Source organism: uncultured Pseudomonas sp. (assembly GCF_913777995.1).
Classification (GTDB): domain Bacteria; phylum Pseudomonadota; class Gammaproteobacteria; order Pseudomonadales; family Pseudomonadaceae; genus Aquipseudomonas.
The window spans coordinates 39,721-53,056 of record NZ_CAJYVE010000001.1 but is presented as its reverse complement, the minus strand read 5'-3'; the positions used below and the strand labels follow the sequence as shown (position 1 = coordinate 53,056).

At 62.7% G+C, this 13,336-nt stretch carries 11 protein-coding genes and 2 tRNA genes; 2 read left to right on the top strand and 11 right to left on the bottom strand.

Annotated elements, in window-relative coordinates:
- The 6 genes from rplI to rnr form a co-directional block, all read right to left on the bottom strand.
- Positions 1 to 325, bottom strand: a 325-nt coding sequence (gene rplI / locus QZ497_RS00230; protein WP_295469885.1) for a 50S ribosomal protein L9, incomplete at its 3' end; no start/stop codon positions are given.
- A gap of 19 nt (positions 326 to 344) precedes the next feature.
- Positions 345 to 1,241: a hypothetical protein gene (locus tag QZ497_RS00225; RefSeq protein WP_295469883.1), complete on the bottom strand. Its 897-nt coding sequence runs from the start codon at positions 1,239 to 1,241 to the stop codon at positions 345 to 347.
- Between the two features lie 38 nt (positions 1,242 to 1,279).
- On the bottom strand, positions 1,280 to 1,510 hold the full coding sequence (gene rpsR, locus QZ497_RS00220) for a 30S ribosomal protein S18 (protein WP_295469880.1): 231 nt from the start codon (positions 1,508 to 1,510) through the stop codon (positions 1,280 to 1,282).
- A 28-nt stretch (positions 1,511 to 1,538) separates the two neighbouring features.
- Positions 1,539 to 1,964, bottom strand: coding sequence for a 30S ribosomal protein S6 (rpsF, locus tag QZ497_RS00215; protein ID WP_295469877.1), 426 nt, complete (start codon positions 1,962 to 1,964; stop codon positions 1,539 to 1,541).
- Positions 1,965 to 2,235: 271 nt separating this feature from the next.
- Positions 2,236 to 2,988 (bottom strand): 23S rRNA (guanosine(2251)-2'-O)-methyltransferase RlmB, encoded by a 753-nt coding sequence (rlmB, locus tag QZ497_RS00210; protein WP_295469875.1) that lies wholly within the window; start codon positions 2,986 to 2,988, stop codon positions 2,236 to 2,238.
- Positions 2,985 to 5,597 carry a ribonuclease R gene (gene rnr / locus QZ497_RS00205; RefSeq protein ID WP_295469873.1) on the bottom strand — a complete coding sequence of 871 codons (2,613 nt, stop codon included), beginning with the start codon at positions 5,595 to 5,597 and terminating at the stop codon, positions 2,985 to 2,987. The genes rlmB and rnr overlap by 4 nt, the downstream gene beginning before the upstream one ends.
- 225 nt (positions 5,598 to 5,822) lie before the next feature.
- On the opposite strand from rnr, the gene QZ497_RS00200 reads away from it, so the two are divergent.
- Positions 5,823 to 5,909: transfer RNA gene (locus tag QZ497_RS00200), tRNA-Leu, on the top strand.
- 67 nt (positions 5,910 to 5,976) lie between these two features.
- A tRNA-Leu gene (locus tag QZ497_RS00195) sits at positions 5,977 to 6,063 on the top strand.
- 295 nt (positions 6,064 to 6,358) lie between these two features.
- On the opposite strand, the gene QZ497_RS00190 is transcribed toward QZ497_RS00195, so the two are convergent.
- The 5 genes from QZ497_RS00190 to hflK form a co-directional block, all read right to left on the bottom strand.
- The gene (locus QZ497_RS00190) at positions 6,359 to 8,293 is read right to left on the bottom strand and encodes a methyl-accepting chemotaxis protein (RefSeq protein ID WP_295469871.1); all 1,935 of its coding nucleotides are present in this window, start codon (positions 8,291 to 8,293) and stop codon (positions 6,359 to 6,361) included.
- Positions 8,294 to 8,458: 165 nt separating this feature from the next.
- The gene (locus tag QZ497_RS00185) at positions 8,459 to 9,751 is read right to left on the bottom strand and encodes an adenylosuccinate synthase (RefSeq protein ID WP_295469869.1); all 1,293 of its coding nucleotides are present in this window, start codon (positions 9,749 to 9,751) and stop codon (positions 8,459 to 8,461) included.
- Positions 9,752 to 9,805: 54 nt separating this feature from the next.
- Positions 9,806 to 10,993, bottom strand: a complete 1,188-nt coding sequence (locus QZ497_RS00180; protein WP_295469867.1) for an ATP phosphoribosyltransferase regulatory subunit — start codon at positions 10,991 to 10,993, stop codon at positions 9,806 to 9,808.
- A gap of 271 nt (positions 10,994 to 11,264) precedes the next feature.
- Positions 11,265 to 12,134, bottom strand: a complete 870-nt coding sequence (hflC, locus tag QZ497_RS00175) for a protease modulator HflC (protein ID WP_295469864.1) — start codon at positions 12,132 to 12,134, stop codon at positions 11,265 to 11,267.
- Positions 12,134 to 13,318: an FtsH protease activity modulator HflK gene (hflK, locus tag QZ497_RS00170; protein WP_295469862.1), complete on the bottom strand. Its 1,185-nt coding sequence runs from the start codon at positions 13,316 to 13,318 to the stop codon at positions 12,134 to 12,136. Before hflK ends, hflC begins: the two co-directional genes overlap by 1 nt.
- Positions 13,319 to 13,336 lie beyond the last annotated feature (18 nt).

The following is a 13,336-nucleotide window of genomic DNA, read 5'->3' as shown; positions in this document are numbered from 1 at the left end:
CTTCAACGCCGGAGGCGGTCAGGGCGTCAGCGATGTCGTGGGTGCCGATCGAACCGAACAGCTTGCCTTCGTCGCCAGCGGTGGCAGTGATGGTCACTTCCAGCTCGGCCAGTTGGGCAGCACGGCTCTGAGCCGAAGCGATACGCTCTGCAGCCAGCTTTTCCAGCTCGGCGCGACGCTCTTCGAACGCAGCCAGGTTGGCTGGGGTCGCAGGGGTGGCCTTGCCGTATGGCAGCAGGTAGTTACGGCCGTAGCCGGCCTTGACGTTTACTTTGTCGCCCAGGTTGCCCAGGTTGGCGACTTTTTCCAGAAGGATCAGTTGCATGTGGAAATCCTCTTAACTTTTAACCTTCACCGTTCGCAGGACCACTTCCGGTGTCTTTCGACCCCCGGCGGCCGCGAAAATCAATCAGGCTGTCGACAATGGCCAAGACCACGAGCAACGGATAGATCAACTGCGTCGATACCACCAGCATGATGTACATCCCCACCAGCCAGAACTTGCCCAGGCGCTTGTCAGCCACCTGCGCATGCATCAGCGAGAGGCCGGCGAAGACCAGTGGCACGCTGCACAGAGGTGTCAGCATGGCCATGTGTGCACCGAAATTCGGCCCCAACAGCATGGCGACCACCAGTACCAGCATCGGCACCGGCGACAGTCTCAAGGCCCGGAATTCGCGCCCGAAACCGCCAGGGTTGTACAACAAAGCCTGCCAGTAACGCCCCAACATCAGGCTCAGCACGCTGACGATCTGCAGCAATGTCGCTATAAGGCCGTTGAGCACCGGTGCGATCAGTGACCCCAGGCGGCTCCGCTCTTCTACGCTCATCTGTGCGTAGAGGTCACCGAGCATGGCAGGCAGGTGTTTCTGTATCTCCTGCGCCAACTGCTCGATGGGTTCGCGGAACACCGCTCCCAGAATCACTGCGTACAACAGTCCCCACGCCACACTGGCGAGTAATACACGGGCCCAAGACTCGCTGGCACGCAAAACCATTGCCAGGCCCAGCGTTCCGACCAGCACCAGAGCGGTGCGCGGTTCGCCGAAATACCACCAGGCCAAGGCCGGCAGCAGAGCCCAGGCCAGGATGCCGGCGGCATCACTGAACCCGCGTCGCAGGAGCACCAGGCTTCCTGCGGCAGCACTCAACCAGAACAGCAGCGGCAATGCCGCACATCCGACCACCGCGAGGGTGGCCTGCATACGGCCGCGCATGATCAATTCAGCCAGGGCGCGCATGCGATCTATCCCTTGTTACGCTTGTCGACGACCCGGTCTCAGCGGCCGTGGCTGTCGGTGTAAGGCAGCAAGGCCAGGAAGCGGGCGCGCTTGATAGCGGTGGCCAGCTGACGCTGATAACGGGCTTTGGTACCGGTGATGCGGCTTGGAACGATTTTGCCGGTTTCCGATACGTAGGCCTTCAGGGTGTTGAGATCCTTGAAGTCGATCTCTTTCACGCCTTCAGCGGTGAAACGGCAGAATTTACGACGACGGAAGAAACGTGCCATGTAATAGGCTCCTCAAAAGGTCCGTGGATTACTCGTCAGCGTTATCGCTGTTGTCGCTGTTGTCGCTGTCGTCGCCATCGGCGCTGTCAGCGTGCTCAGGACGGTCGCGACGCTCACGGCGCTCGCTGCGGTTTTCTTCAGCCTTGAGCATCTCGGACTGGCCAGTGATGGCTTCGTCGCGACGGATGACCAGGTTACGGATCACGGCATCGTTGTAGCGGAAGTTGTCTTCCAGCTCGGCCAGGGCCTTGCCGGTGCACTCAACGTTCAGCATCACGTAGTGAGCCTTGTGAACGTTGTTGATGGCGTAGGCCAGTTGACGACGGCCCCAGTCTTCCAGACGGTGGATCTTGCCGCCGTCTTCTTCGATCAGCTTGGTGTAACGCTCTACCATGCCGCCGACTTGCTCGCTCTGATCCGGGTGGACCAGGAAGATGATTTCGTAATGACGCATGAATGCTCCTTACGGGTTGTAGCCTGCCGCTTGCACGGTCAGACAAGGAGTGAATGACTCGTTGTGTCTTGCCCGCCTGCAGGCACATGAAGGCCTGCCGTGACGGCAAGGGGCGCAATTGTAGAGAAGGGCCGGAGGCGGCGCAAGGACATTGGCGAATATTTGAGCAGTTTTACAAGCTGCAAGCTGCAAGACAAAAGCAGATCATGGCGAGCAACAGATACCGAGGCCGCCCCGCCCGCTTCTCCTTGCAGCTTGTAGCTTGGCGCTTTTAACTGGCGCGCGGCACCTTGCGCTGGCGCAGGGCCTCGAACAGGCACACGCCGGTGGCCACCGAGACATTGAGGCTGCTGACGCTGCCAGCCATGGGCAGGCGCACCAGGAAGTCACAGTGCTCGCGGGTCAGGCGACGCATGCCTTTGCCTTCGGCGCCCATGACGATGGCGATCGGGCCGGTGAGATCCTGGGCATAAAGCTCCTGCTCGGCCTCACCAGCGGTACCGACGATCCACACTCCGCGCTTCTGCAGCTTTTCCAGGCTGCGCGCCAGGTTGGTGACCGCCACCAGCGGGATGACCTCAGCTGCGCCACAGGCGACCTTGCGCACCGTGGCGTTGAGCGTCGCGGACTTGTCCTTGGGCACGATCACTGCCAGCGCCCCTGCGGCATCGGCAGTACGCAGGCAGGCACCGAGGTTGTGCGGGTCGGTCACGCCATCGAGCACCAGCAGCAGCGGCGTACCCTCATGGCGCTCCAGCAGCTCGTCGAGCATCGCTTCGCCCCAGACCTGGCTGGGGCTGACTTCGGCGACCACGCCCTGGTGCACGCCCTCGACCCAGGCATCCATCTCGCGACGCTCGGCTTGGCCAATCTGCACACGATTCTGCCCGGCCAGTTCGACCAGCGTCTGCACGCGCGGCTCGCTGCGCCCTTCGGCCAGCCAGATCTGCTTGACCCGCTTGGGGTGGTGACGCAACAAGGCCTCTACGGCATGCACGCCGTAGACTTTTTCCAGCTCACTCATGACTTGCCCTTGGACTTGGAACGCGAAGGCCCCTTGCGATGCTTGGTGGGCTTGCCCGACGACTCGCTGCCACGCGAAGCGTCATTGCCGCCCCGCCCCGACTTGCCCGAAGATTTGCCACCGCTCTTGGCTTCGGCCAGCAGGGCTTTCTTCATTTCCCGGCTCTTGCGCACCTCGGCGTTCTTGGCCACCGCATCGCTGGGGTAGTAGGCATCGGCCACGGCCCGCTTGGACGCGCCGCGCCGACCTTCGCCCTTGGCAGGCTTGGCGGTCGGTGCCGGCGCAGGCGTTGGCGCTGGCTCGTCGAACGGCGTACCACTGCGTACTTCACGCTTGCGCGGCGCTGGCGCACTGGCGGACTTCTTGGACACCTCGAAATCGATCTTGCGCTCATCGAGGTTGACGCGCATCACCGTGACTTCGACGGTGTCGCCCAGGCGGTAGCTGCGCCCGCTGCGCTCGCCAGCCAGGCGGTGATGCACAGGGTCGAAGTGGTAGTAGTCATCTGGCAGCGCAGTGACGTGCACCATGCCTTCGACGTAGATGTCTTTCAGTTCGACGAACAGACCGAAACCGGTCACTGCGGTGATGACACCCTGGAAGGTCTCGCCCACGCGGTCTTTCATGTACTCGCACTTGAGCCAGTTGACCACGTCGCGGGTCGCCTCGTCGGCGCGGCGCTCGGTCATCGAACATTGCTCGCCGAGTTGCTCCAGGCTGTTTTCGTCGTACGGATAAATACGTGCCTTGGGAATCGTCGCGGCACCGGCGCGGCGCACATGCGGCGTCTCGCGCTTGGAGCGAATCACGCTGCGGATCGCCCGATGGGTCAGCAGATCGGGATAACGGCGGATCGGCGAGGTGAAGTGCGTGTAGGCCTCGTAATTCAGACCGAAGTGGCCGTTGTTGTCCGAGGTGTAGATCGCCTGGCTCAGCGAGCGCAGCATCACGGTCTGGATCAGGTGGTGATCCGGCCGCTCGCGAATGGCCGCCAGCAAGGCCTGATAATCCTTGGGTGACGGCCCCTCCTTGCCTTTGTGCAGCGACAGGCCCAGCTCACCGAGGAACGCGGTGAGTTTTTCCAGGCGCTCCGGAGGCGGTCCTTCGTGAACCCGGTACAACGCCGGAATCTCGTGCTTCTTGAGGAACTCGGCGGTGGCCACGTTGGCCGCCAGCATGCACTCCTCGATCAGCTTGTGAGCATCGTTGCGGGTGGTCGGACGGATCTCGGCGATCTTGCGCTCGGCACCGAAGACGATACGGGTCTCCTGGGTCTCGAAGTCAATCGCACCACGCACGTGGCGGGCGCCGAGCAGCGCCTTGTACAGGGCATACAGGGGCTTGAGGTGCGACACCACCTCGCTGTACTCGTCACGCAGCTTGCGCGCCTCGGCAGTGCGCGAGTGCTCCAGCATGGTGCTGACCTTGTTGTAGGTCAGCCGTGCGTGGGAGTGGATCACCGCCTCGTAGAAGACGTAGTCGATCATCTCGCCGGTCTTGGAGAAGTCCATCTCGCAGACCATGGCCAGGCGATCGACATGCGGGTTGAGCGAGCACAACCCGTTGGACAGTTCCTCGGGGAGCATCGGCACCACGCGCTCGGGGAAGTACACCGAGTTGCCGCGCTCCTGGGCCTCGGCGTCCAGCGCCGACCCCACCTTCACGTAGCTGGAGACGTCGGCGATGGCGACGTAGAGCTTCCAGCCGCCGGAGAACAGGCGCAGCTTGCCGGGGCGCGGCTCGCAGTACACGGCGTCGTCGAAGTCGCGAGCGTCTTCGCCGTCGATGGTCACGAACGGCAGGTGACGCAGGTCGATGCGGTTGACCTTGTCCTTTTCCTCGACCTCGGGCTTGAGGCGACCGGCCTCTTTCAGCACACCCTGGGGCCAGACGTGCGGGATGTCGTAGCTGCGCAGCGCGACATCGATTTCCATGCCGGGGGCCATGTAGTTGCCCACCACCTCGACCACGTCACCCTGGGGCTGGAAGCGCGGGGTCGGCCAGTGGGTGATTTTCACCGCGACGAACTGACCCACCTTGGCGCCGCCATTGCGGCCATGGGTCACCAGCACTTCCTGCTGGATCTTGGGGTTGTCCGGGATGACGAAACCGATGCCGCTTTCTTCGTAATAGCGACCCACCACGGTTTCATGCCCACGGGAAATGACTTCGACGATCACGCCTTCACGACGGCCACGACGATCGAAGCCCGAGACACGCGCCAGGGCGCGGTCGCCGTCGAACACCAGGCGCATCTGCGCGGGGCTGAGGAACAGATCATCGGAGCCGTCGTCGGGCGACAGGAAGCCGAAGCCGTCGCGGTGGCCGATGATGCGGCCGAGGATCAGGTCCAGCTTGTCTACCGGGGCATAGGTGCCGCGCCGGGTATAGATGAGCTGACCGTCACGTTCCATGGCGCGCAGGCGCCGACGCAGGGCTTCGATCTGGTCTTCGGTGGTCAGGCCGAATTCGTCGACCAGTTGTTCACGGGCGGCGGGCGATCCACGCTCAGCGAGGTGCTGCAGGATCAGCTCACGGCTGGGAATGGGGTTTTCGTATTTTTCCGCTTCACGAGCGGCCTCGGGATCGAGGGACTGCCAATCGGCCATTAGTATTTGTTCACCTTGTCTGTAAGGGCGCAGTTTCGCATATACGGGTTTGAAACGCTAAGCGGCCATTTCACACACCCGGTCACTTTTTTTCAAAAACCTGAAAAAAGAGCTTTACAGGCTTTCGAGCCATCCCTATGATGCGCACCACAACGGAGGCCAAGCCAACGTTGAGTTGCACGAAGCCTTGATTTCAAACGAAATTAAAGCTCAAAGCAACGAGTTGCCCAGGTGGTGAAATTGGTAGACACGCCAGCTTCAGGTGCTGGTGGCCTTACGGCCGTGGAAGTTCGAGTCTTCTCCTGGGCACCAATTCAAAACTCAAGACCTTGTCTTGAGGCGATGCAGAGTCTTAAGATTCGCATCATACGCAATACCCGCCCAGGTGGTGAAATTGGTAGACACGCCAGCTTCAGGTGCTGGTGACCTTACGGTCGTGGAAGTTCGAGTCTTCTCCTGGGCACCAATTCAGACAAAACCGAGCCAAGTGCTCGGTTTTGTGCTTTCTGCCTTACCTGCTTTCTCTCCAATATCCCCCTCAACCGCGATATAGGCTGCAGACTCGCACAGCGGCGGGCAATACTGGTCAGTTAGACCGGGTAGGAGCGGCTTCAGCCGCGAAGCGACCGCATGCTCACAGCAGATGCATTGAATTTCCTGGCGCTTTCGCGGCTAAAACCGCTCCCACCAAGCCACATACCGACTAACTGAACAGTATTGGCATGAGCCGCACCGGCACAACCGGTGCGGCTCATGCCATATCAAGCCTTGAACTGCCCCAGACTGGCCTTGAGCTGCGCAGCCAGACCATTGAGCACCTTGCCACTGGCGGTGGTTTCCGAAACCGCCTGCGCGGCGCGCTCGGCCTGGGCATGAATCACCTCGACCCGTCCACGCACCGCCTGAGCGCCCTCGGCCTGATGCACCGCCGCCTGGGTCGCCAGACCAATCGCCGAGTGCACCTGCTCCACCGATTCCTGCACGGTTTGCTGCAGACGGACGCTGTCACGCAGCACAGCCAACCCCTCCCGGGCCTGCTTGCCGGCCTGGTCGATGGCCGCCACTGCCTCCTTGGCACCACGCTGCAAGGCACCGATGTGCTCCTGGATATCGCCGGTGGAACTCTGCGTCTTGCTGGCCAGGGCCCGCACCTCGTCGGCGACCACCGCAAAACCGCGCCCGGTCTCACCGGCACGCGCCGCCTCGATGGCCGCGTTCAGCGCCAGCAGGTTGGTCTGCTCGGCAATGCCATGGATCACTTCGAGCACCACTTCAATCTGCTCACTCTGCTGCGCCAGCCGCTCGATCACCTGGGCACCGGTTTCCACCTGCCCGGCCAGCGCCTCGATCAGCCCTCCGACCTGACCCGCCGTACGGGTGGTCTCGTCGGTTGCACGCTTGATACCCTCGACCTGCTGCAGGGCAGCCTGCATGGTCTGGCTTTCGTTCTGCGCCTCATCCGCCATGCGCTCCAGCGCCTGAAGGCTGGCCGCCACTTCGTCGCGCTGACGCTCGGCTGCCGCATCCGCACCGGCATTGCGCTGACTCATCACGCCAATCTCGACACCGGTACGCTGCGCCACCTCCCCCGCCTCGCGGACGATAGGCTGCAGCTTGTCGACGAAACGGTTGACCGCCGCCGACATGTCACCGATCTCGTCATTGCTGTCGAGCCTGACCCGCTTGGTCAGGTCCCCCTCACCTGCCGCCAGGTCGTTCAACGCCACGATCAGCAGGCGCAGCTTGCTCACCACTCGATGCCCCAGCACCACGGCCACCAGCAGCAACACACCCAGGCCAACCAGCGCCAGGCTCATGCCGATTCTCCAGCGCAGAGTCTCGGCGGCGCCTTGCACGGCGGCACTGGTGTTGCCCGCCATTTTCTGGGCAGTGCCTTGCGCCTCTTGCAGACGGCTGCGCAACGCTGCGGAACTGCCGGCCGCCGCCTGCGTCAGGCTATCGGAAACCAGCTTGTCGCCGCTGGCGATGAGCGCAGAGAAGCGCTGGTCGAGAGCCTGCAGGCTTTCTTCCACGGCACCGGTGGAAACCCCCATGCGCACCTTGCCGATTTCCACACCGTTGGGGCTGATCGAAGCTTCCAGGTAATACACGCCCGGATCACTCTTGGCCGCATCGAGCACCTTGTCCATGGCGCGCTCACCCTGCCCCTTGGCCAGCAAGGCCTTGATCTTGGGGTTATCGCGATCCAGATAGCGGGTCAGGTGCTCACCAGAAGCGTCGTCGTAGATGACGAACAACACGTTGGGATTGCGCTGGGCACGCCGTGCGAATTCGGAAAGGGTCGGCGTGTCGTTATCCCACATGGCGCGCGGAGCAACGGCAGCCAGCAGCTCAGCCATATCGTTGGCAGACTCGCGCAGGCTCTTTTCCAGCGTACCGCGCAATTGCGCCTGCTCGTCCTTGAGTCGGGTCGACAGACCTTCGGTCAGACGCTGGCGGGTATTAGCCGACAGGGCATCCAGGCTCGCAGCGACATCGTTACTGGCTTTCTCCAGCTGGGCGGACAACTGTTGCGAATCACCACCCAGGGTGCGCGCCAGATCGGCCTCCAGTGCCGATACCGTGCTGCGCGTCAACGCCACTGCCACCAACACCTGCACCAGCAGGGCCACCCCAAGGGCAATGAACACGGGGCGCAGCAAGCGACTGCGCAGGAGAGAGAGAACAGCGGACACGGGAAACTCCTTTCACTGGTAACGCCATTAAACTGCCAGTAACTTTTCTGACGTTTCTACAGCAAAGGTCGTGCCGACAGCAAGCGACTTGACCGGTTCGCCGCCGAACGCCAGAAACGACAAAGGGCCGCACGAGGCGACCCTTTGTGGATGACGCGATGCCGATCAGGCGAACGGATGACGCAGCACGATGGTTTCGTTGCGGTCAGGACCGGTGGAAACGATGTCGATCGGTGCACCCACCAGCTCTTCGATGCGTTTGATGTAGGCGCGAGCATTGGCCGGCAGCTCTTCCAGGGTCTTGGCGCCCAGGGTGGATTCGCTCCAGCCCGGCATTTCCTCGTACACCGGACGCAGACCCACGTAGCTGTCGGCATCGGTCGGTGCTTCGATCACTGCACCCTGCTCGTTCTCGTAGCCGACGCAGATATTGATGGTCTCCAGACCATCGAGTACGTCCAGCTTGGTCAGGCACAGGCCCGAGATACTGTTGATCTCGATGGCGCGACGCAGGATGACGGCATCGAACCAGCCGCAGCGACGGGCACGACCGGTGGTGGAACCGAACTCATGACCACGCTTGGCCAGAAAGGCACCTGTATCGTCGAACAGTTCGGTCGGGAACGGGCCCGAACCCACACGCGTGGTGTAGGCCTTGGTGATACCCAGGATGTAGTCCAGGTACAGAGGACCAAAACCGGAACCGGTGGCGATGCCGCCTGCGGTGGTGTTGGAGCTGGTCACGTACGGGTAGGTGCCGTGGTCGATGTCCAGCAGCGAGCCCTGGGCACCTTCGAACATGATGTCCTTGCCGTTGCGACGCAGCTCGTGCAGTTCGGCGGTAACGTCGAGCATCAGCGGCTTGAGCAGCTCGGCGTACTCCATGCACTCGTCCAGGGTCTTCTGGAAGTCGATGGCCGGCTCTTTGTAGTAATTGACCAGCTGGAAGTTGTGGTAGTCCAGCAACTCGCCCAGCTTGGCGGCGAAACGCTCACGGTGGAACAGGTCACCCACGCGCAGGCCGCGGCGCGCGACCTTGTCTTCGTAGGCCGGGCCGATGCCGCGGCCGGTGGTGCCGATCTTCAGCTCGCCACGGGCCTTCTCGCGCGCCTGGTCCAGCGCAACGTGATAGGACAGGATCAACGGGCAGGAAGGGCTGATACGCAGGCGCTCGCGCACCGGAACACCCTTCTCTTCGAGCTTGACGATTTCGCGCATGAGCGCATCGGGTGCCACCACCACGCCGTTACCGATCAGGCACTGCACGCCTTCGCGCAGCACGCCGGATGGAATCAGGTGCAGTACGGTCTTCTCACCGTCGATCACCAGCGTGTGGCCCGCGTTGTGACCGCCCTGGTAACGAACTACGGCGGCGGCATGTTCGGTCAGCAGATCGACGATCTTGCCTTTGCCCTCATCACCCCATTGGGTGCCCAGGACTACGACATTCTTACCCATAACACTCGTCCTCATTCACGCAAACTTGGTGCCGGCAGCGGCCGGCTGGAATACTCAAAAGGCCAGCGGCATTACCTGCCAGCGCTCACCTTGCTGGATCAATTGCCGGTCGCAGCCAGCTTCACGCGCGGCGCTTACCTGCTGCCCAGGCAAGGCCTGGACCACACGTTGCCCGTCTTGGCGCAGCTGGCAGATCAACTTCCAGAGCGCTGAGTCCGTGCTGTCGGGCACCCAGATGCCACCGCACGGCAATTCGATTTCGGCCCGCCCCAGGGTCACCAGGGTCTTCAGGTCGGTGGAGAAGCCGGTCGCCGGACGCGCCCGACCAAAGTCAGCACCGATGTCGTCATAGCGACCGCCCTGGGCGATGGACTGGCCGACACCCGGCACGAAAGCGGCGAAGACCACGCCAGTGTGGTAGTGGTAGCCACGCAGCTCGCCCAGGTCGAAGTACAGCGGCAGCTCCGGGAAACGCGCCTCCAGGCGCTCAGCCACCACCACCAGGTCATCGAGCGCCGCCAGCACCGCCGCCGGCGCACCCGCCAGGCGGTCGCGGGCCGCGACCAGCACTTCACGACCACCGCACAGATCGACCAGCGCGCGCAGCATCGACGCCAGCTCGGCCGGCAGGCCGGCAGTCAGCTCGACGACTTCGTCGATGGCCTTGCGCTGCATGGCATCGAACAACTGCTGTTCGACTTCGCCGGACAGGCCGGCGGCGCGCGCCAGTCCACGGTAGATGCCGACATGCCCGAGGTCCATGTGCACGTCTGGCACATCAGCCATCTGCAGCATGGCCAGCATCAGGCTGATCACTTCCACGTCACTGCTGGTGCTGGCATCGCCATACAGCTCGGCACCCAGCTGGATCGGGCTGCGCGAACTGGACAGGGCGCGCGGCTTGGCATGCAGCACGCTGCCGGCGTAGCACAGCCGGCTCGGGCCTTCGCGCTTGAGGGTATGAGCGTCGATACGCGCGACCTGCGGGGTGATGTCGGCACGAAAGCCCATCTGCCGGCCGGACTGTGGATCGACCACCTTGAAGGTGCGCAGGTCCAGGTCGGAGCCCGCGCCGGTCAGCAGCGATTCCAGGTATTCGATATGCGGAGTGACGACGAACTCATAGCCCCAGCTCTGGAACAGATCCAGCACCTGACGTCGTGCGACTTCAATGCGTGCCGCATCCGGTGGCAGCACCTCTTCGATGCCATCCGGTAGCAGCCAGCGATCAACCGTTGCCATTAAGCCATTCCCCTTATTCCGGGCGGCCAGCCCTGGGGCAAGCCTTGAGTGAAGCAGAGAGCGAAACGCCGTACGACGGGCACGACAAACAACCGAAAACAGGTTTCGGGCCCCGCTCTCCTCGAAAAATTCTGCCGCCCGCCCAAGGGCTGCGGCCAATCAATCGTGCAGACGCAAAAAAGCCGGGAATTTCCCGGCTGCCGCATGATACACACGTTTTACCGCAGGTTCACCCCATCAGACGGTTTTGCCGCCCAATGGGGTGTGCGCATCAGGGCTTGGGCTTCTCGAGGTAGCGGAAGAACTCGCTCTTCGGATCCAGCACCATCACGTCGCTCTTGTTCGCGAAGCTCTCGCGGTAGGCCAGCAGGCTACGGTAGAACGCGTAGAACTCCTGGTCCTGGCCGTAAGCCTTGGCGTAGATGGCGGCCGCCTGGGCATCGCCATCACCGCGGGTCTCTTCGGACTCGCGATAGGCCTCGGCCAGCAGTACGCGGCGCTGACGGTCGGCATCGGCACGGATACCTTCGGCCAGCTCGTTACCTTTGGCACGGTGCTCGCGGGCTTCACGCTCACGCTCGGTGCTCATGCGCTCGAATACGCTGCGGTTGACTTCCTTGGGCAGGTCGATGGCCTTGACCCGGACGTCGATCACTTCGATACCCAGCTCGCGCTCGGCCATGCGATTGAGCGAAGCGGTGATGTCAGCCATCAGCGCATCACGCTCGCCCGACACGACCTCGTGCAGGGTGCGCTTGCCGAACTGGTCACGCAGACCGGACTCCAGACGACGCGACAAGCGCTCGTCGGCGATCTGCTTGAGGCCCGAGGTCGCCGTGTAGAAGCGCTCGGCATCCTTGACCCGCCACTTGGCGTAGGCGTCGACCATCACCGCCTTCTTCTCCAGGGTCAGGAACCGCTGGGTCGGCGCGTCAAGGGTCAGCAGGCGAGCGTCGAATTTGCGCACCTGGTTCACGTAGGGAACCTTCACATGCAGGCCGGGCTGCACGTCGGCTTCGACGACACGACCGAACTGCAGCAGCACCGCACGCTCGGTCTGCGACACGATATAGAAGCTGTTCCAGGCGATGACCGCCAGAACCACGCCCACGATGAGCGCGAACAGTGATTTATTGCTCATCAGCGGCTCTCCCTGGTACGCGTCTCACGCTGCTGGGTCTCGACCGGACGCGCATTGGCATCCGTGGTCACCGACGATGCATTGCTGCTCGAGGTGGCCGCAGGGCTGTTGCCGCGGCTGTTCTCGATCATCTTGTCCAGCGGCAGATAGAGCAGGTTGTTCTGCCCCTTGTCGCCGGTCACCAGCACCTTGCTGGTATTGCTGAAGACTTCCTGCATGGTTTCCAGGTACAGACGCTCGCGGGTGACTTCCGGTGCCTTGCGGTACTCGGCCACCAGCTTGGTGAAACGGTCAGCCTCACCCTTGGCACGGGAGATGACTTCGTCACGGTAGCCGTTGGCGTTTTCGATGATGCGCTGGGCCTGGCCGCGCGCCTCGGGGATCACGCCATTGGCATAGCCTTCGGCCTGGTTACGGGCCCGCTGCTCGTCTTCACGGGCACGGATCACGTCATCGAAGGCCTCTTGGACTTCACGGGGTGCGGCAGCGCTCTGCACGTTCACCTGGGTGACGGTGATGCCGGTGCGGTAGGTATCGAGGAAGCGCTGCAGGCGTTCCTTGATCTCGCTGGCCATCAGTTCGCGGCCCTCGGTCAACACCTGGTCCATGGCCGTGGAACCCACGACATGGCGCAGCGCGCTTTCGGTGGCGTGCTGCAAGCTCACCTCAGGCTGGTCGACGTTGAGCACGAAGTCCTGCAGGTTGGAGATTCGGTACTGCACGGTCAGCGGCACTTCGACGATGTTCTCGTCCTCGGTGAGCATCTGGCCCTGCTTGCTGTAGGCACGCTCGCGAGTGACGTTCTCCATGTACTTGCGGTCGAACGGCGGGAAATAGATGTTCAGGCCGGGACCTACGGTCTCGTAGTACTTGCCGAAACGCAGGACTACCGCCTGCTCCTGCTCGTCGACCACATAGATGGCGTTGTACAGCCAGAAGGCCAGGACCACGAACAGACCGATGCCCAGCAGACCAAAGCCGCCGCTCTTGCCCGAGCCGCCCTGACCATTGCCGTCACCACTGCGTTTCTTACCGCCGCCGAACAGCCCGTTCAGGCTTTCCTGCAGCTTGCGGAAGGCTTCGTCGAGATCCGGTGGCCCCTTGCGGTCGCCACCACGACGTTTGCCGTTGCCACCCCAGGGATCCTGATTGTTCGAGTTGCCACCCGGCTCATTCCAAGCCATAGCGCTCTCCATCTGATA